Here is an 18,120-nt window from a genome sequence, read left to right as displayed (position 1 = left end):
AGAGTACATTGAGTATTACAATCACTCACGCATAAAACTGAAGCTTAACGGCCTGAGTCCTGTGGAATACAGAATGCAGGCCGCCAAGGCCGCCAAGGCAGCGTGGGTGGATAATTGTCCAACCTTCGGGGGTCACACCACTCCAGCGTGGGAATGCAGTTCGTGACGCTCTGCGTCACACGGCGGTTCTGCGATATCAGTGATGTTTGTTTCTGGCTCAAGTCACCTTTTCGCCCCTCGGCGACCTACTTTGATGGGGCCAAAGTAGGCAAACCCCCTCGCTCCTGTTTCCGGCCCGACTTCGTCGGGTTCCTTCGCCCTGACACTGATCCGGGGGTCGCCGCAACGGACCATCCATGGTCCGGTGCGGCTAGCCTGGCGTCCTGCCAGGCTACCCCCGGATCAGCGCCAGGCCTCAGCCGTCACTTACGTCGCACTCTGCGTCGTCAGTACCATCGTGGTTGAAAAGAACTTTTGCGGCAGTGGCTGCGGGTAAGGCATGAGATTGTTTTGGCTATCGTGCCGACGCTCCGCGTCGGCATGCCGTTCGTGACGCTCTGCGTCACAAATCTTTCAGTCTGGCGAGACGGTAGGCCTAACCAACTCTGGCGAAACGGCCTACGCTCACTTTAAAGTGTTCGGACATTAGCATCGCTTGCAGTCCCACAGTCATGAAGCAGTTGCCGGAAGGGGCTTTCGATGGGTAGAAAACTCGATGCGTGCCTGAGCGCGATCAATGAGGTGGTGCTGGGCAAGGAGGCGCAGGTACGCCTGGCGATGACGTGTCTGGTCGGCGGCGGGCATTTGCTGATCGAGGACTTGCCGGGGATGGGCAAGACTACCCTCAGTCATGCGCTGGCGAAAATTCTTGGTCTGAGTTATCAGCGCATTCAGTTCACCTCTGACTTGCTGCCAGGTGACATCCTGGGGACCTCGGTATTTGATCGGGACAGTGGGCAGTTCACCTTTCATCCGGGGCCGATTTTCGCTGAGCTGGTGCTCGCCGACGAGATCAACCGCGCCACGCCCAAGAGCCAGAGCGCGTTGCTGGAAGCGATGGAAGAAGGGCAGGTGTCGATCGAAGGCGCGACGCGTCTGTTGCCCGATCCATTCTTTGTGATCGCGACCCAGAACCCGTTCAGCTCCGGCGGCACTTTTGCCTTGCCCGAGTCGCAACTGGACAGGTTCATGATGCGCATTTCCATGGGCTACCCGGCCAGAGCCGCAGAGAAAGCCCTGCTGCTGGGCGAGTCGCGCCGCGAGCTGTTGCCGCGTCTGCAACCGATTCTGGATCACGCCCTGCTTGGCCAGCTCCAGGCGCAGGCGCGGCAGGTGCGTGCCAGTGATGCCTTGGTTGATTATGTCCTGCGACTGGTCGAGGCGACGCGCAGCCAGCCGCAGTTCGCCTACGGACTTTCACCCAGGGCGAGCCTGGCGATTCTGGCCGCAGCACGGGCCTGGGCGATGTTACTGGGCCGTGAGTATGTGATTCCCGAGGACGTGCAGGCGGTGCTGCCATCGGTGATCGGCCACCGGCTGCGTGAACGCAGCGATCCGACCGGACACGGCGGCGGTGCGCTGGTGCAGTGGCTGTTGCGCGAGGTGCCCGTGCTTTGATCGAACCGCTCAAACCGCTCTGGCAACGCTGGCTGTCGAGGCGAATTCCTCCAGCGTCACGCATTACCCTCGACCACCGGCGCATTTTCATCATGCCGACACGCACCGGCATGATTTACGCGCTAGTGCTGGTGCTCATGCTGCTGGTGGCGATCAATTACCAGAACAGTCTGGCCTACGGGTTGACCTTTCTATTGCTGTCGATAGGCGTGCTGGCCATCCTGCACACCTACCGCAACATCAGCGGTCTGGTTCTGAGTGCGGGCGTGGCGCGTTCGGTATTCGTCGGCGAACCGGTGCAATTGCGCCTGCGCCTGGAAAGTGCCGGTCAGGCTCACCATGCACTGGGGTTGGGCTGGAGCGCGACAGCGTTGCAGTCAGGCGACGTGTTGCCCCGTGGGCTGACCGACCTGGAGCTGACGCTACCCGCCGAAAAGCGTGGCTGGCTGCATGCACCAAGGCTGCGCATCGAGAGCGTGTTTCCGCTGGGTATCTTTCGTGCCTGGAGCTGGCTCGATCTGGAGCAGAGCGCCTTGATCTATCCTCGACCCTTGTCCGGGACCCTGCCGTTGCTCAAGGGCGTGCAGCCGCATGCCGAGGACGATGGCCATGCCACCCAGGGGGCCGGTGTCGATGATTATCAGGGCCTGCGCAGCTACCAGCCGGGCGACAATCGCAGTCGCCTGCACTGGAAGGCGTATTCACGCGGGCAGGGGCTGTTGATCAAGGACTTCACCGACCTCAGTGGCCATGACCTGTGCCTGGACTTCATGGCACTGGGCGGGGATATCGAGGAGCGCCTGTCGCGCCTGTGTTATTGGGTGCTGGAGCTGTCGCAGCGGCACCAGCCGTTTGCCCTGCGGTTACCGGGCTTTCTGTCAGCGGTGGACAGCGGTGATGCACACCGCGAAGTCTGCCTGCGCGCCCTTGCGCTGTACGGCCATCGCTCATGAACGACAAGGTCAAGGCAGTTCCCGCCGCGCCCATTCCGCGTGTCAGCCTGACCTGGCTGCTGGTGGCGCAGGCACTGGTGGTGTTGCCGTTCGCGTTGCATGTCCCGATGTCGATCATGATCCTCTGGCTGGGCTGCACGGTGTGGCGCGTTCAAGCGTTCCGCATGCGCGTGCGCTTGCCTGGCACCTGGGTCAAGTCCGGGCTGCTGGTGGGCACCGCCGGTGGCGTTTATCTGGCGCGCGGCAGCCTGGTCGGGCTGGATGCCGGGGCTGCGTTACTGGTGGCTGCATTCGTTCTGAAAATGCTGGAAATGAACAATCGCCGTGACGCGCGGGTGCTGATTTTCCTTGGCTTCTTTTGCGTGGCGGTCGGCTATCTGTTCGAAGACAACCTGCTGTGGGCGCTCTTCAGTCTGCTGCCGGTCAGCGCGCTGCTGGCTGCGTTGATCGGCCTGCAACACACGGACCTGGCCGGCAGGTCGGCCGACACGCTCAAGCTGGCATTCAAACTGATGGCGCAGGCACTGCCGTTGATGCTCCTGCTGTTTCTGTTCTTCCCGCGTCTGGACCCGCTCTGGTCGCTGCCGCAGCCGAGCAACAAAGGCGTCACCGGTCTGTCGGACAACATGGCACCCGGCGACATGGCGGAGCTGAGCAAATCGCCCGCGCTGGTGTTCCGCGCCAGTTTCGAAGGGCCGATCCCGGCGCGCAATCAGCTGTATTGGCGCGGTCTGACCCTTGAGCAGTTCGATGGGCGTCGCTGGTCGCAGTCGGCCCGCGCCCAGACCGTACAGATTGCGCAGTGGGAGAAACGCGGTGAGCCGCTGGCCTACAGCGTTGTCATGGAAGCCAGCGGCCGGCCCTGGCTGCCCAGCCTCGATGTGGCAGAAACCACGTTGCCGGACGTGCGGCAGATGAGCGACTTCCGCCTGCAGCGCAGACGCTCCGTCGAGCAGTCGCTGCTCTACGCCGTCAACTCATGGCCACAGAGCGTCCGTGATCCGCTGTCCAGCGAGCAGATCCAGCGTCAGGACCTGCAGTTGCCTGCCAAGGGCAATGATCAGGCGCGGCAATGGGCCGATGAACTGCGCCGCCGCTACACCACACCGGACGCCATGGTCGCGGCGCTGCTCGGTTACTTCAGCGATCAGCCGTTTCACTACACCCTCAAGCCGGTGCCATTGGGCAATGACAGCATCGATGAATTCCTGTTTGCCAGTCGTCAGGGGTTTTGCGCCCACTATGCCGGTGCCATGACCTTTGTCCTGCGCGCGGCAGGCATTCCGGCGCGCGTGGTGGCCGGGTATCAGGGCGGCGAACTGAACCCCGACGGGCAGTACCTGACTGTTCGCCAGTTCGACGCGCATGCCTGGGTGGAATACTGGCAGCCGGGCGTGGGCTGGCGCAGCGTCGACCCGACTGCAGCCGTGGCGCCGCAACGTATCGAGCAAGGTCTGGAGCAGGCGCTGGCGGCGGACGAAGCGTTTCTGCAGGACTCGCCCTATTCAGCGTTACGCTACCGCAACGTGCCTTGGGTCAACGCCCTGCGCCTCAGTTGGGATAACCTCAATTACGGCTGGCAGCGCTGGGTGCTGGGCTATCAGGGACAACAGCAGTTACAAATTCTCGGTCGCTGGTTTTCAGGCTTCCAGGCGCCGGTTTTTGTCCTGGGAAGCCTGTTTTCACTGGGCCTGGTCGCGTTATGGCTGTTCAAACCCTGGCAACGCGAAAGCGACTCGCAACTGCGCGTGTTCAACGCATTTGAACGCTTGCTCGCCCGCCATGGTCTGCGTCGTATGCCGGGTGAAGGCGCTGACGCATTCTGCCGCAGGGCGGTGCTCTACTTTCCGCAGCATGCCGAGGCCATTGAAGGTTTCATCCGCGAATTTCAAGCGCAGCGCTACGCTGGGCGGCTGGCTTCGGCAAGCCGCTTGAGGCAGGCACTGAGCACGCTGCGCCGTGGTTTGCCATGGAGGTTGTCAGCCGTCAGGGACAGGCATTCATGAATCAGTTTGTCGAAGGGGAATTGCATGTCTTCAATGGTGGATCATCTGGTCGCCGAAGTGCTGGCGCTGGATGTCAAATTGCTCGCGTGTCAGGCACGTCTTGCCGTTTCGACTGACAGCGAAGCGCTGCACGATTTACGTACCACGGTGCGCCGTCTGCGCAGCGTACTGCGGCCCCTGCGGGAAAACCCGAGTGCGGCAGAGCTGGAAGAGGCGGCCAGGGCGGTCGGCCAACTGACCACGCCGCTGCGTGACATGCAGGTGCTCGCCGGGTTTCTTGAAGAGCAGGGTTTGAACGAGGCTGCATTCACACGCAACCGTTACCTGGAAAGCGCCTGCCCAAAGGTCGCCAGCTCGCCCGAGTTGACCCGCCTGCTCAAGCTGATTGACCGGTTCCCGGAAATGCTGCGCCTGCAACAGCGCCAGGGCATGTTGCGTGGCTTGCGCAAGACCATCGAAAAGCGCATGGACAAGCAATGGCACAAGTTGCGTGTGGCCATCGCCGAGCCCGGTCATGACCGTCATGACCTGCGCCTGCTGATCAAGCGCGTACGTTACGCTGCCGAAGCCTATCCGCAACTCAGCCACCAGCCGAAAAACATGCAGGCGCGGCTCAAGTCCGCACAAGGCGAACTGGGCGACTGGCACGATCATCTGCAATGGCTGGCGCAGGCGGCAGAGCAACCGGATCTGGCTCCCTGCGTGCCGGGCTGGCAGATCGGCATAGTAGGCGCCGAGCGCAAGGCCGAAGCATCGCTCAAACGCTTGGCCAAAGCCTGTTTCTGATCCTGTGATTTGTCGAGAGGCAGGTCATTCAGGCCGCAAAAATGGCTATTATGCGGCCTGTCGTTAACTAAGAGGATGGTTATCATCCATCCACTTGTGTGTTGACGTGTGGAGTGAGCATGACCTTTTCTGAACTGATCGATGCGCTGCGTCGCGATCCGCGCTCTGTCACGATCCCTGCCGAATGGTCTCAAGGGCGTGCCTGCTTCGGCGGGCTGATGGCTGCGCTGACCTACGAAGCGATGCGTGCAGAGGTGCCGGAAGGGCGGCCGGTTCGTTCGTTGGCGATCACCTTTGTCGGGCCGGCCGCGCCCGGTGTGCCGATTGCTTTCGAGGTCGACACCCTGCGCCATGGCAAGGCAGTCAGTCAGGTGCTGGGACGCGCCATGCAGAACGGTCAGGTCATGACCCTGATACAAGGCAGCTTCGGTGCCCCTCGGGAATCGATGATCACCGTTGCCGCAGAGGCCGCGCCGGTCCTTAAACCGGTTGATCAATGTCCGGAGCTGCCGTTCGCCAGCGGCGTGATGCCTGATTACCTGCGCTTCATGGACATTCGCTGGGCGTTGGGCGGCATGCCATTCAGTAATACCCGATCACCGGCGATTGGCGGCTACGTGCGCTTTCGCGATACGCCGCACGCCACGCCCATGAGCGAAGCGCACATTCTGGCGCTGGTGGACACCTGGCCTCCTGCGGTACTGCCGCACCTGGACAAACCGGCCCCCGGCAGCTCACTGACCTGAACCATTGAGTTCGTCCAGCCCCAGCCGTCGCTCGATACCCTGCAGTGGTGCAGCTACCGCGCAGTCATCGAGCATGCCCGCGATGGCTATGGCCATACCGCCGCGGCATTGTGGAGCCCCGACGGCGAGCTGATCGCAATCAGCCGCCAGACGGTTACCGTATTTGGCTGACCGGCAACCGGATCAAGGTTTGCGAGCGGCCCGGGCGGCGTCCTGGCGCTGAAACCCCAGCGCCGCCACCAGGCCGATCACGCCGATGGCAACCGATGAAAGGCTTTCGGAAAACAGGCCGTTGAGGATCAGCAGGGCCGCCAGAATGAACAGCGGCACGGCGATCAGGTACAGAGCCAGACTGGCCGAGTGCTCCTGACTGTCGTTGCTGTCACGCCATTGATTCAACTGCAGATCGGAAAGTGGCTTGTTCATGATGCGGTCCTCTTCAGGCAACGCGTAAAGCGTCGTTCAATGCCTGAAGGATAGGCCCGCGCGCAGAGGGCTGACGAGTCAAGCCTGTCTATCGCGGCGATAGCCTGTTACAGCTTGAGCTGGCCAATGGCGGCATTCAGTTCGCCTGCCAGCGTAGCCAGCTCGTCACTGGTGCTGGCCGAGTCAACCGTCTGGATCACCGTGCGTTCGGTGACATCGCGGATACTCACCACCGCACGGTTCATCTCCTCGGCGACCTGGCTTTGCTGCTGGGCCGCCACGGCGATCTGCGTATTGCTTTCGCGCATCTGTGCCACGGCACCGGCAATCGCCGCCAGCGCATCACCCGCTTCCCGCGCCTGCTGCAGGCATTCTTCAGCCTTGTGCGAGCTTTCCTGCATGAAATCCACGGCATCGCGGGTGCCGCTTTGCAGGGTCGAGACCATCGTGGTGATTTCATCGGTGGAGGTCTGCACCCGCTTCGCCAGATTGCGTACCTCATCGGCGACCACGGCAAAACCCCGACCCATTTCCCCGGCGCGTGCGGCCTCGATGGCTGCGTTGAGGGCGAGCAGATTGGTTTGTTCGGCAATGCTGTGGATGACGTTGACCACGCCGTTGATCTTCTGGCTGTCTTCGGCCATGCGCTGGATCATTTCCGCCGTTTGCTGCACGCCGCTGGAAAGCCCCGCGATGGACACCTGCACACGGTCGACCACTACTTTGCCGCTGCCCGCCAGTGCGTCAGCCGTCTGCGACTGATCGCGGGTGGCTGTAGCGTGCTGGGCAATGTGATGGACCGTGGCCGTCATTTCGTTGATGGCCGTGGCCACCTGATCGGTTTCGCTTTGCTGACCGAGCATGCCTTGGCGCACCTCCTTCATGCCCGCCGCCAGATGCGCTGCGCCCTGATCGAGGCGGCCAGCGGTTTGCGAAACAGTGTTGACCACTCGCTGATAACCGGCCTGCATGGCATTGAAGGCCTTGGCCATCTGCCCGACCTCATCGTCACTGCGGTTGGGAACACGGGCCGCCAGGTCGCCGCTTTTTTCGACGTGCAGCATCACGTCTTTGAGCGCGTTGAGCTGGCTGAGCAGAAAGCGAATCAGCAGCTGAGAGGCACAGAGCATCAATAACATCAGCACAAAAACCGCCATCGCGTAGTGCGTGAAGCGATCCAGCAGGATTTGCATGAAGGTCGGGGTGAATGCCAGTAGCGCAATCCGTTGCTCGGCGCCTCGGGTGATGATCTGCGCACCGCTCAGCCATTGACCGCCAGCGGGCTTGTCCAGCGTCACCCAGTCGCGGGCGTCAGCCAGTTCCGGCAGCGCAAGGCCATCGACGACCGGTGTCTGACCCTGGCGGTACGTCAGCAATGTATCGCTGGAGGGCAGCGCTGTGTCGACGGGCCATGCGGCCAGCAGGCGCGCCTGCGCTTGTGCTGCCTGACGCGACGCATCCGTGCGCGCGTGTTGTTCAGTTTGCATGGCGTACAGCACCAGCAACAGGGTGGTGACGAAAGCGACCGCGTTGACGGCCCAGAACTTATATTTCAGTGACAGGTTGCCAAGCCATGAGCCCATGAGTGGTCTTCTTCGGTGATCGGTTGAGATAGCAGCAAGATGCCATCACTGTGCCTCAGCCAACGAAGAGAGCCTTGATGCGGGTCAACAAAGCTGCAGATTTTCATCCTCTGAGGTGTTCTTCAGCACTGGCAAGGCAAAAAACTGCCGTGCGCAATCTGTGCTGTGGCGTGCGAGGTCTTCCTGCGTTTCGCCCCGGTGCAAGGCTACTTCGCGCAAGACTTCCGGCAGGTAAGCCGGCTCGTTGCGACCGTTTTTCGGCTTGGGACGCAGGCTGCGTGGCAGCAGGTAGGGCGCATCGCTTTCCAGCATCAGCCGGCCGCGAGGGATGTTGCCCACCAGTGCGTGCAGGTGGGTGCCGCGTCGCTCGTCGCAGATCCAGCCGGTGATGCCGATATGCAGATCAAGGTCCAGGTAACTGAACAGCGCGGCGCGCTCACCGGTGAAACAGTGCACGACTGCCGCGGGCAGGCGGTCGCGGTAATCGCGCAGAATTTCCAGCAGCCGCTGGTTGGCATCGCGCTCGTGGAGGAACACCGGTAATTGCAGTTCCACGGCCATGGCCAGGTGCGCCTCCAGGACCTTTTCCTGTTGGGGGCGAGGCGAGAAATCGCGATTGTAATCCAGGCCGCATTCACCCACGGCGCGAACGCGATTTTCCTTGAGCAGGGCATGCAACTGTTTCTCGGTGTCACCGGTCCAATCGCTCGCCGAATGCGGGTGGATACCTGCCGTGCAGAACAGGCGTTGCGCGCTTTCATCCAGCTCGTGACACAGCTGCAGGGCGTGTTCGCTGCCCTCGACACTGGTGCCGGTCACCACCAGTTGTTCGACGCCTGCGGCATAGGCGCGGTCGAGTACCGCCTGTCGCTGCGAGGCGAAGCTTGCGTTGGTCAGATTGACGCCGATGTCGATGAGTTGCATGGTGCTACCTCCAGCTGAAGGCTGTCGAGCATACCAGAGCTCTGGCCACAACAAGAAAACGCTGGGTATTCAAGCGATTGAACCTCAAGGTTCAACGATTTCCTTCGCTGTTCGATGCTGCTGCGTGACCTCAAGATTTCCTTTTTCCTGTTTCTTTCCGGCATTGCCTTGGGGAAGTGAATGATCCGATCCGCGCTTGTGTCTTTGATGTGCCTGTTACCGCTGCTGCCCTTGCAGGTTTCTGCTCGGCAGAACGGTCCCGAGGTCGTGCAGCACACTGTGCAGGTGCGCGATTTGCCGGCGATTCGCAGCAGCAAGGTGCTGCGCGTGCTGGTCAATCAGAGCCGTAACAGCTCCGGCGACGTCAAGGGCCAGGAAATCGGCGTCGAATACCATCGCCTGCAAGCTTTCGAGCAGTACCTCAACAGCCATTCCCGTGCCGGGCAGAAGGTCACGATCAAGGTCATCCCCAAGGCCAAGAACCAGCTGCTGACGGCCTTGCAGCGCGGAGAAGGCGACATGATCGCGCCCGGCGAGCTGCTCGATGTCAGCGACGCCAAGGGCATTCAGGCCAGCGCACCGATCGTGCACGACGTGCCTCTGGTGCTGGTCGGCGTTCGTGGTCAGCGCAGTGTGCGCCGTGTGGATCAACTGTCCGGAAAGACCCTGAGCCTGCCCACCGGCAGTGCCGCCGATGAAGCCCTGCATCAGGTCAATCGACAACTGGAGCTGCGCAAGCTGCCCCTGGCGAAAATCGAATGGGTCGACCCCAGTCTGGCTGTCGAGGATGTGCTGGAAATGGTTCAGGCCGGGATTTACCCGATGACGCTGGTCGAGCAGCCGATTGCCGAGCGCTGGGCGAGGATCATGCCCAAACTGCGCATCGAACGCGGCCTGACCTTGCAGACCCACGGGGACATCAGCTGGTTCGTTCGTGACAATGCCACCCAGCTGCGGGCCAGTGTCGACGATTTCCTTAAAGACTATAAGCCGTCGGCCCAGCAGGATCAGGTGTTCGCCAACGCGTACAAGAACACCTACAAGGTCAACAACCCGTTGGTGCGCAACAACCTGCAGCGTCTGGAACAACTGCGTCCGATGTTGCAACGCCATGCCGATGCACAGGGCATGGACTGGCTTGATCTGGCAGCCCTCGCGTTCAAGGAATCCAAGCTAGACCCGTCTGCCAAGGGCAGTGGCGGCGCGACAGGGCTGTTGCAGATCACGCCGTCGGCAGCAAAAAGCGTTGGCGTGCCGAGCATCCAGAGCGCTGACGACAACATCCGTGCCGGGTCGCGCTACATGGCGCTGATCCAGCGCAAGTATTTCTCCAGTAACCGGGTCAACGAACGCGAGCGCATGGCATTCGTGATGGCCGCCTATAACCTGGGGCCTGAGCGCGTGCAGGGCATGCGCGAGGAAGCGCGGCGTCGCGGGCTGAACCCGAACCAGTGGTTCTTCCAGACCGAGCGTGTGGCGATGGAACAGGGCGGTGCCAATGTCGTGGCGTTCGTGAACAGCGTCAACAAGTACTACCTGGCCTTCGACCGCGAGCGTGACTCGCTGGAAAAGAGCGGGCCCAAACCTGCGGTAAAACGCTAAAGATCGATTTATTCGATTTGTATGCGCCGTTATTTGCGGTTTTTACATGAGTGAATTTGATTATCATGGCGCCACTCGCTGTTAATCACCCATCACTCACGGAAAGTCTCGCATGAACACATTGATCAAGTCGGTCCTCACCACTCGCGCCGGTTACGGCCTGACTGTCCTGCGCGTCATCGTCGGTATCGCGTTCATCGCGCACGGCAGCCAGAAACTGTTCGGCGCCTTCGGTGGTTATGGCCTCGAAGGCACTGCGCAGTACATGGAAAGCCTGGGCCTGACGCCGGGTTACCTGATGGCGCTGATGTCGGGCAGCGCCGAATTCTTTGGCGGCCTGGGCCTGCTGCTGGGGCTGCTGGCTCGTCCCGCTGCGGTCGTGGTGATCCTGTTGTTGCTGGTGGCGATCTTCACCGTGCATATCCACAACGGCTTCTTCATGGCCAACAACGGCTACGAGTACGCGCTGGCACTGCTCGGCGGTGCCGTGGCAGTACTCATCGAAGGTGCAGGCAAGTTGTCGCTGGACCGTATCATCGGCCGATAACCGGCTACGCTTGCTGTGCAAGGCCCGCTCTTGTAGCGGGCCTTGTGCGTTTGCAGGCTCCTGCCATGAATGGCAATTGACAACGAATGGGACGTTTCTCTAGGATGCGTGCTCAAGCGCCGATTTAACAACTACTTGCGGGGCGCCTGGCAAGGCTGAAGTCTTGTCGAAATACCGCTAAAACGTTGGTTCGGTGTTGCCTCTCACCGCTGCCCAGCGGATCTTGCGAGGCAGAGAAACTACCATGAACAACCTGCGCCCCCTCATTCGTCTTTCCCCGATCAGCACGGTCTTGTCCCGCAAGAACCCGAAAATCCTCCTCAGCGGTTCCCATCAGCCCACGTTGTTGCGCTATCTCGACGGCTGGCCGCGTCGGCGTGGCGGCTCCTGTGCGTTTCTGATTCAGTTCGCCGAGACCCACCAGTCGCTGAGCCATTTTGCCGACGATCAATTCGACCTCGCCGTGGTGCAATCGCCGCAGGCAGATGATGTCGGGCAGGTGATTCGAGACCTGACCCGCATCGCCCGGCAGGGCCTGATTACGCTGGGTTGAATCGCCTGATTCAGCCAATTGGCAGAGAAGGCATATTGCTGGCCCCCGGCGCGTGAGCGGACAGGCAAAATCGCCGCCTTATCAAAGGATTAGGTGGTTTTCGCATGCGTTTGGTCTATTGTGCTCTGGCGTGCCTGACGCTTTCCGGGCTGGCTTTTTCCGTTCAGGCCAGAAACGCCACGGAAAACGAGCGTTATCTGTGTCGTTGGGGCTCGGCCATTGCTGGCGGTGCGCAGGCCTCCAAGCTGTCAGGCGTGACTCGCTATGGCGCGCGGCAGAAGCTGCAGGCGCGCAAGTTTGCCAAACAATGGATGCGGCCCATGGCATTGCGTATCACGGAGCAGACTTACGACAGCGAGTCGCGGCTCAAGCCTGATGCGGTGACCAAGGTCTATTACGACGGCTGCATCCAGCATGAGGTGGCGCGACGTTGAGTCTTTATTGCCTGTCGAACTGATTTTTGCAGGGCCGGAGAAACCTCTTGAGTACAAAGATCATCACCCGTGACGGGCATGAAGCCCTGAAGAAAGAGCTCGACTACCTGTGGCGAGAGCACCGGCCGGACATTACGCAAAAGGTCGCCTGGGCGGCATCGCTCGGGGATCGCAGCGAAAACGCCGATTATCAGTACAACAAGAAGCTGCTGCGCGAGATCGACCGACGCGTGCGCTACCTGCGCAAGCGCCTCGAAGACATGCGTGTCGTGCAGTATTCGCCGGAGCAGGAAGGGCGGGTGTTCTTCGGTGCCTGGGTCGAGATCGAGAACGAAGCGGGCGATCTCAAGAAGTTTCGCATTGTCGGCTATGACGAAATCTATGGGCGCAACGACTACATCTCCATCGACTCGCCCATGGCTCGCGCCTTGCTGAAGAAGGAAGTCGGCGACGAGGTGCTGGTCAATACGCCTGAAGGCGAGAAACTCTGGTTCGTGAATTCGATTGATTACGAGAAGTGAGGCCGGACGCAGAGCGTCCGGAATTGCATTCTCACGCGGAGCGCTGATCGCTATACACAACTAGCTCGCTCCAACTGGATTTGTGAGTAGCCTCAACCCTCGCGCAGCACGGTCAGCGGGCTGACGTTCAGTGCGCGGCGGGTGCCGAATACACCGGCACCACCGACCAGCAGGGCGCCGATCACCGGGAGCAGCAGTAGCCACGGATGCGGTTGCCATTCCAGCGAAAAAGCGTAGCGGTACAGCACGAAGCTCACCAGCTCACAACCCAGTGCCGCCAGCACACCGCTCGCGGCCCCCAGCAAACCGAATTCGATACGTCGCGACTTGATCAGCAGCGCTCGCTCTGCGCCCAGTGCGCGCAGCAGTGCGCCTTGCCGTATGCGTTCGTCCAGCGTGGCCTGCAATCCGGAAAACAGCACGGCGATACCTGCGGCCAGCACGAACAGCAGGACGAACTGCACAGCCAGGGTGACCTGATCAAGAATGCTGCGTACCTGTGCCAGCAGGGCCTCTACCCCCAGAATGCTGATGGACGGGTAGGCGCGCGACAGCTCGACGATCTGCTTGTCCTGGCCGGGTGGCAGGTAAAAGCTGGTCAGGTAAGTGGTCGGCAAGTCGGCGAGGGTGCCGGGTTGGAAAATCATGAAGAAGTTGGGCTGGAAGGTATCCCAGTTCACGTTCCTGAGGCTGGTGACCACGGCTTCGCGGGTCAGTCCACCGACAATGAAGCTCAGGCGGTCGCCCAGTCTGATTTTCAGGCTGTCGGCCAGTTTGGCCTCGATCGAGACACCGGGCGTCGCGTCGCTCTGCGCGGACGCAGGCAACGCTTTCCACCAACTGCCCGCAGTCAGGGTATTGCCCTCGGGAAGCTCGGCGGCCCAGGTCAGGCTCAGGTCGCGACGCGTGGCATTTTCACCGCGCGAATCCTTGGTCACGAAGTTGCTGACCGGTTCACCGTTGATGCTGGTCAGGCGTCCAGGCACCACCGGGTAAAGGGGCGCCGCGTGAGTGGACAGCTTGCCCAGGGTCTGGGCGAAGTTTTCTTTATCGGCCGGCAGTACGTTGAGCACGAAGTAGTTCGGTGCATCCTTGGGCAATTGATTTTGCCAGGTGTCGAGCAGCTCACCGCGCAGCAGCGCGATCAAGCCCATCGACAACAGGATCAGGCCGAAAGCCAGTGATTGGCCGGCAGCGGCCAGCGGGTAACGCAGCAGTTGTCCCAAACCCAGCCGCCAGGGCAGCGAGGCGCCGGAGAGCAGGCGGCGCAGGCTGTTGAGCGCCAGCAGCAACAGACTGCCGAGCAGCAGCGCGGCGACGATACCACCACCCAGCAGGGCGAAGGTCAGGACCAGGTCCAGGCTCAGGCGCCACATGATCAGGCCCAGCGCGAGCAGCGCTGCGCCATACACTAACCAGGAGCTGGCGGGGATTGGCAACATGTCGCGGCGCAGTACACGCAGCGGCGGCACGCGACCCAGTGCAGCCAGCGGCGGCAGGGCGAAACCGGCCAGCGCTACCAGCCCGGTGCCCATGCCTGCCAGCGCAGGCAGTACGCCCCCCGGCGGAACGGTCGCCGGGAGCAGATTTTGCAGCAGCGCGAACAGCCCGAGTTGTGCAAGCCAGCCCAGCAAGGCACCACTCAGGCTGGCCAGCAAGCCGATGATCGCCAGTTGCAGGCTGAACAGGGTCATCGTCTCCCCGCGCGACAGCCCCAGGCAGCGCAGCAGGGCGCTGGCATCGAAGCGCCGTGCGGCGAATCGGGATGCCGACAGTGCGACAGCAACGCCCGCCAGCAAGACGGCGACCAGACTGGCCATATTCAAATAACGTTCGGCCTTGCCCAGTGCGCCGCCAATCTGCTGGCTGCCATCGCGGGCGTCCTTGATTTCCTGGTGCGGCTCAAGACCCGGCTCAATGGCTTTGCGATAGGCCGCCAGTGCTTCCGGCGGGCCGCTCCACATCTCCCGATAGGTGACCCGGCTGCCCGGCTGCACCACGCCGGTGGCAGCGAGGTCCTGCAGGTTGATCATCACGCGCGGGGTCAGGCTGTAGAAGTTGCCTGCCCGGTCTGGCTCGTAAGTCAGTATGCGGGTCAGTTTCAAGGTTTTGGAGCCGACGTCGAGGTCGTCTCCGACCTTCAGGGCGACGGCGGGAAGCAGGCGTGCCTCGACCCAGGCTTCACCCGGTTGCGGACCGCTGCCAGCCTGTTCCGGCTGGTACAGGTCCGCGGCGCTTTTCAGTTCGCCGCGCAATGGGTAAGCGTCGTCCACTGCCTTGATGCTCGACAGCTGGATACCTGCGTCGGTCGCAATCACGCTGGAAAATACCACGATCTGCGCATGCTTGAGTTGCAGGCGTTTGCCTGCTTCGACCTGCTCGGCCCGCGCCGGGCTCGAGCCTTCGAGAATCAGATCGGCACCCAGGAACTCGGTCGCCCGCAGCAGCATCGCGCCGTTCAGACGGGCACCGAAATAACCGATGGCGGTGCTCGCCGCCACGGCGACCAGAAGGGCAAAGAACAGTACTCGCAACTCTCCTGCGCGGGCATCACGCATCAGTTGGCGGACAGCGAGGCTCAGCAGGCGGGCAAAAGGCAAACGTGCCATCAAGGCTCCAGCGGGGCGACCAGTCGGCCCCCTTCAAGGCGGATCAGGCGACGGCAGCGGTGCGCCAGACGCTCATCGTGAGTGACCAGCACCAGCGTGGTGTTGCGCTCCTTGTTCAGTTCGAAGAGCAGGTCGCTGATGCGTTCGCCGGTGTGGCTGTCGAGGTTGCCGGTGGGTTCGTCGGCGAACAGCACGTCGGGGTCGGCGGCGAAGGCGCGGGCAATGGCGACCCGCTGCTGTTCGCCACCCGACAACTGACGCGGCGTGTGGGTCAGGCGCTGGCCAAGGCCCACCCGTTCCAGCAGGTCACGGGCTTTTTCGCGGGCGTCTTTGCGGCCTTCGAGCTCCATCGGCAGCATGACGTTTTCCAGCGCGTTCAGGCTGTCGAGCAACTGGAACGACTGAAACACGAACCCGACGTGCTCGGCACGCACTCTGGCGCGCTGGTCTTCATCCAGTTCGCTGAGGTTGCGGCCCGAAAGGATGACCGAACCGGCGCTGGGCAGGTCCAGCCCGGCCAGCAAACCGAGCAGGGTGGATTTGCCCGAACCGGAGGCACCGACGATGGCCAGCGTGTCGCCCTTGTTTAGTTCCAGGGAGAGTTCGTGCAGGATGGTCAGGTCACCTTCGGTGCTGGGGACTACTTTGCTGAGGCTTTGGGCACTGAGAATACTTTCACTCATGGAGAATCCGATGCGTGCGTTGTTTTTAAGTGCTGGCCTGGGGTTACTGCTGCTGTCACAGGGCGCGTTGGCGGGCACGGTATTGATCGTTGGAGATAGTATCAGTGCGGCTTTCGGGCTGGATACCCGCGTGGGGTGGGTCAGTTTGCTGGAACAGCGTCTGAGCAAGGAGGGATTCGACGACAAGGTGGTCAATGCGTCGATCAGTGGCGACACCAGTGCAGGCGGCCAGGCGCGTTTGCCTGCGCTGCTTGCAGAGCATAAGCCGGAGCTGGTTATTCTGGAATTGGGCGGCAACGACGGCCTGCGCGGCCAGCAGCCTGCTCAATTGCAACAAAACCTTTCATCGATGATCGACCGCTCGCAGGCGGCAGGTGCCAAAGTACTGTTGCTGGGCATGCGCATCCCGCCCAACTACGGGCCACGCTACACCAAGGCCTTTGAAGAGGTTTACAGCAACCTGGCCCAGGAAAAAAAGGTCCCCTTCGTGCCATTCTTTCTGGAAGGTGTAGGCGGGGTGCCCGAGCTGATGCAGGCCGATGGTCTGCATCCGGCGGCGGCCGCTCAGGGCAAGTTGCTGGAAAATGTCTGGCCGAGCCTGAAACCGCTGCTTTGAGGCTTTCCCGGGCGGGGGCTTTCGGCTAATGTGGCGCCCCCGATCTGGAGCCCCCCATGCCGCGTCCCGCCTGGTCCCTGTATGCCTATCAAATGCTTGAACCCGATGAGCAGCTGGATCTGTTCGCCTGTCAGGAAGTGCGCGTCCATCTGATCGCTCGCCAATTGGAGCTGGGCGGCTCGATCGACCGTACATTATGCGGCACTTTATTGCCGGCCCAGCCGCAAATGCGCGCCGTCGAACTGCAGGCCATGCGTGATGAGCGTCTGTGCCCCTTGTGCAAGGCCATCATGGACGCGCAGCGCAGGGGGATGAATCCGATCTGGCCTGAACTCTAGCTGTCATGACTGCCGGAAGGTCGGCCGCAGATATCCCCGATCCGGCAAGGGCCGGTGTACACTTCAGTTCTTGTTTCCATCTCTTTAGTCGTTACCCGAAGGATCTCCCGGATGTTGTCGCGCATTCCAGCCGTTACCCGCTGTCTGTCGCTTGCTGCTCTGTGCGCGGCGAGCTCTGTCCATGCACTGGAGTTTCCGTTGCCGCCGCCCGGCGAAGACATCGTGGGGCAGGTGCAGGTCATCAAGGCCAAATACGAAGACACCTTCGCCGATCTGGGCACCCAATACGATCTGGGCTATCTGGAAATGATCGCTGCCAACCCTGGCGTCGATCCCTGGTTGCCGGGGGCGGGCAAGGACATCGTGCTGCCGACCCGCTTCATTCTGCCGCCGGGTCCGCGCGAAGGGATCGTCATCAACCTTGCCGAGTACCGCATGTATTACTACCCCAAGGGGCAGAATGTCGTGCACACCTATCCACTGGGTGTCGGTCGTGAAGGCTGGGGGTCGCCGATCGGCGTGACCAAGGTGACGGCCAAGACGCCGAACCCGACCTGGACACCGCCGGCCTCGATCAAGGCCGAGCATGCGGCCGATGGCGATCCGCTGCCTGACGTGGTGCCGGCCGGTCCGGACAACCCGCTGGGGCCGTTCAAATTCGGCCTGGGGCTTTCCGGCTACCTGATCCACGGCTCGAACAAGAAGTTCGGCATTGGCATGCGCACCAGCCACGGCTGTTTCCGCATGTACAACAATAACGTGCTGGAACTGGCCGACATGGCCCCGGTCGGTACGACCGTGCGCATCATCAGCGAGCCCTACAAGTTCGGCATCAGTGGCGGCAAGGTTTACCTGGAAGCGCACACGCCGGTTGATGACCTGGGCAACCCGTCGGTGGTCGACAAGCACACGGCGGTGATCAACGCGCTGCTCAAGCGTGACGACCTGGCCAACAATCTGCGCATGAACTGGGACGTGGTACGTGATGTGGTCGCGGCCGAAGACGGCATGCCGGTGGAGATCGCAGAACCGGGCAAAGCGCCTGCGAATGCTGAAGAGCCGGTGATTTTTCAGTAAATCGTCGCCAGCAATTGCTCTCGTGCCAATGCGGAGCGTTGGCACGATAGTCAAAAGAGAGTCATCGGGTATTAGCCCTGTTCCTGGAGTCATTCAGGC

At 61.7% G+C, this 18,120-nt stretch carries 18 protein-coding genes and 1 pseudogene; 14 read left to right on the top strand and 5 right to left on the bottom strand.

Annotated elements, in window-relative coordinates; genetic code table 11:
* The 6 genes and pseudogenes from KBY08_RS21040 to KBY08_RS21015 form a co-directional block, all read left to right on the top strand.
* A partial coding sequence (locus KBY08_RS21040; protein WP_225651253.1) for an IS3 family transposase occupies positions 1-166 on the top strand: 166 nt, incomplete at its 5' end.
* Between the two features lie 533 nt (positions 167-699).
* A complete protein-coding gene (locus tag KBY08_RS21035) occupies positions 700-1,617 on the top strand; it encodes an AAA family ATPase (RefSeq protein ID WP_003406805.1) in 918 nt (305 codons plus the stop codon).
* Complete coding sequence (locus tag KBY08_RS21030) at positions 1,587-2,570, top strand: DUF58 domain-containing protein (protein WP_111522709.1); 984 nt, start codon at positions 1,587-1,589, stop codon at positions 2,568-2,570. Before KBY08_RS21035 ends, KBY08_RS21030 begins: the two co-directional genes overlap by 31 nt.
* On the top strand, positions 2,567-4,576 hold the full coding sequence (locus tag KBY08_RS21025) for a DUF3488 and DUF4129 domain-containing transglutaminase family protein (protein ID WP_032653986.1): 2,010 nt from the start codon (positions 2,567-2,569) through the stop codon (positions 4,574-4,576). Before KBY08_RS21030 ends, KBY08_RS21025 begins: the two co-directional genes overlap by 4 nt.
* 24 nt (positions 4,577-4,600) lie before the next feature.
* Positions 4,601-5,362, top strand: a complete 762-nt coding sequence (locus tag KBY08_RS21020; RefSeq protein ID WP_011267407.1) for a CHAD domain-containing protein — start codon at positions 4,601-4,603, stop codon at positions 5,360-5,362.
* A 119-nt stretch (positions 5,363-5,481) separates the two neighbouring features.
* Positions 5,482-6,279, top strand: a pseudogene (locus tag KBY08_RS21015) (acyl-CoA thioesterase).
* A 12-nt stretch (positions 6,280-6,291) separates the two neighbouring features.
* Here KBY08_RS21015 and KBY08_RS21010 read toward each other — a convergent pair.
* The 3 genes from KBY08_RS21010 to KBY08_RS21000 form a co-directional block, all read right to left on the bottom strand.
* On the bottom strand, positions 6,292-6,534 hold the full coding sequence (locus tag KBY08_RS21010) for a hypothetical protein (RefSeq protein WP_011267409.1): 243 nt from the start codon (positions 6,532-6,534) through the stop codon (positions 6,292-6,294).
* 107 nt (positions 6,535-6,641) lie between these two features.
* The gene (locus KBY08_RS21005) at positions 6,642-8,117 is read right to left on the bottom strand and encodes a methyl-accepting chemotaxis protein (protein WP_024661142.1); all 1,476 of its coding nucleotides are present in this window, start codon (positions 8,115-8,117) and stop codon (positions 6,642-6,644) included.
* A gap of 84 nt (positions 8,118-8,201) precedes the next feature.
* On the bottom strand, positions 8,202-9,041 hold the full coding sequence (locus KBY08_RS21000) for a TatD family hydrolase (protein ID WP_024661141.1): 840 nt from the start codon (positions 9,039-9,041) through the stop codon (positions 8,202-8,204).
* Between the two features lie 180 nt (positions 9,042-9,221).
* Between KBY08_RS21000 and KBY08_RS20995 the strand changes: the two genes are divergently transcribed.
* The 5 genes from KBY08_RS20995 (at position 9,222) to greB (ending at position 12,698) form a co-directional block, all read left to right on the top strand.
* Positions 9,222-10,643 carry a transglycosylase SLT domain-containing protein gene (locus tag KBY08_RS20995; RefSeq protein ID WP_024661140.1) on the top strand — a complete coding sequence of 474 codons (1,422 nt, stop codon included), beginning with the start codon at positions 9,222-9,224 and terminating at the stop codon, positions 10,641-10,643.
* A gap of 112 nt (positions 10,644-10,755) precedes the next feature.
* Positions 10,756-11,190 carry a DoxX family protein gene (locus KBY08_RS20990; protein WP_003406787.1) on the top strand — a complete coding sequence of 145 codons (435 nt, stop codon included), beginning with the start codon at positions 10,756-10,758 and terminating at the stop codon, positions 11,188-11,190.
* Between the two features lie 244 nt (positions 11,191-11,434).
* Entirely contained in the window at positions 11,435-11,743 is a 309-nt protein-coding gene (locus KBY08_RS20985) for a hypothetical protein (protein WP_003406785.1), read from the top strand.
* A gap of 104 nt (positions 11,744-11,847) precedes the next feature.
* Positions 11,848-12,177, top strand: coding sequence for a hypothetical protein (locus tag KBY08_RS20980; RefSeq protein ID WP_003316621.1), 330 nt, complete (start codon positions 11,848-11,850; stop codon positions 12,175-12,177).
* 47 nt (positions 12,178-12,224) lie between these two features.
* Positions 12,225-12,698, top strand: coding sequence for a transcription elongation factor GreB (gene greB / locus KBY08_RS20975; RefSeq protein ID WP_003316622.1), 474 nt, complete (start codon positions 12,225-12,227; stop codon positions 12,696-12,698).
* Positions 12,699-12,790: 92 nt separating this feature from the next.
* Here the strand turns inward: greB and KBY08_RS20970 are convergent, their stop codons facing one another.
* Both KBY08_RS20970 and KBY08_RS20965 read right to left on the bottom strand, forming a co-directional pair.
* On the bottom strand, positions 12,791-15,307 hold the full coding sequence (locus KBY08_RS20970; RefSeq protein ID WP_024661139.1) for an ABC transporter permease: 2,517 nt from the start codon (positions 15,305-15,307) through the stop codon (positions 12,791-12,793).
* The gene (locus KBY08_RS20965; protein WP_003406778.1) at positions 15,307-15,990 is read right to left on the bottom strand and encodes an ABC transporter ATP-binding protein; all 684 of its coding nucleotides are present in this window, start codon (positions 15,988-15,990) and stop codon (positions 15,307-15,309) included. Before KBY08_RS20965 ends, KBY08_RS20970 begins: the two co-directional genes overlap by 1 nt.
* 10 nt (positions 15,991-16,000) lie before the next feature.
* Here KBY08_RS20965 and KBY08_RS20960 point away from each other — a divergent pair, with 10 nt between their 5' ends.
* The 3 genes from KBY08_RS20960 (at position 16,001) to KBY08_RS20950 (ending at position 18,021) form a co-directional block, all read left to right on the top strand.
* Positions 16,001-16,606 carry an arylesterase gene (locus KBY08_RS20960; protein WP_003406776.1) on the top strand — a complete coding sequence of 202 codons (606 nt, stop codon included), beginning with the start codon at positions 16,001-16,003 and terminating at the stop codon, positions 16,604-16,606.
* A 56-nt stretch (positions 16,607-16,662) separates the two neighbouring features.
* Positions 16,663-16,944 (top strand): hypothetical protein, encoded by a 282-nt coding sequence (locus KBY08_RS20955; RefSeq protein ID WP_003315714.1) that lies wholly within the window; start codon positions 16,663-16,665, stop codon positions 16,942-16,944.
* A 111-nt stretch (positions 16,945-17,055) separates the two neighbouring features.
* Positions 17,056-18,021 carry a L,D-transpeptidase family protein gene (locus tag KBY08_RS20950; RefSeq protein WP_003423665.1) on the top strand — a complete coding sequence of 322 codons (966 nt, stop codon included), beginning with the start codon at positions 17,056-17,058 and terminating at the stop codon, positions 18,019-18,021.
* Positions 18,022-18,120 lie beyond the last annotated feature (99 nt).

This window comes from Pseudomonas sp. P135 (assembly GCF_020312125.1).
GTDB classification, from domain to species: Bacteria; Pseudomonadota; Gammaproteobacteria; order Pseudomonadales; family Pseudomonadaceae; genus Aquipseudomonas; species Aquipseudomonas fragariae.
Note: the sequence above shows the minus strand (reverse complement) of the source record. Positions and strands in the feature narration are given on the sequence as shown.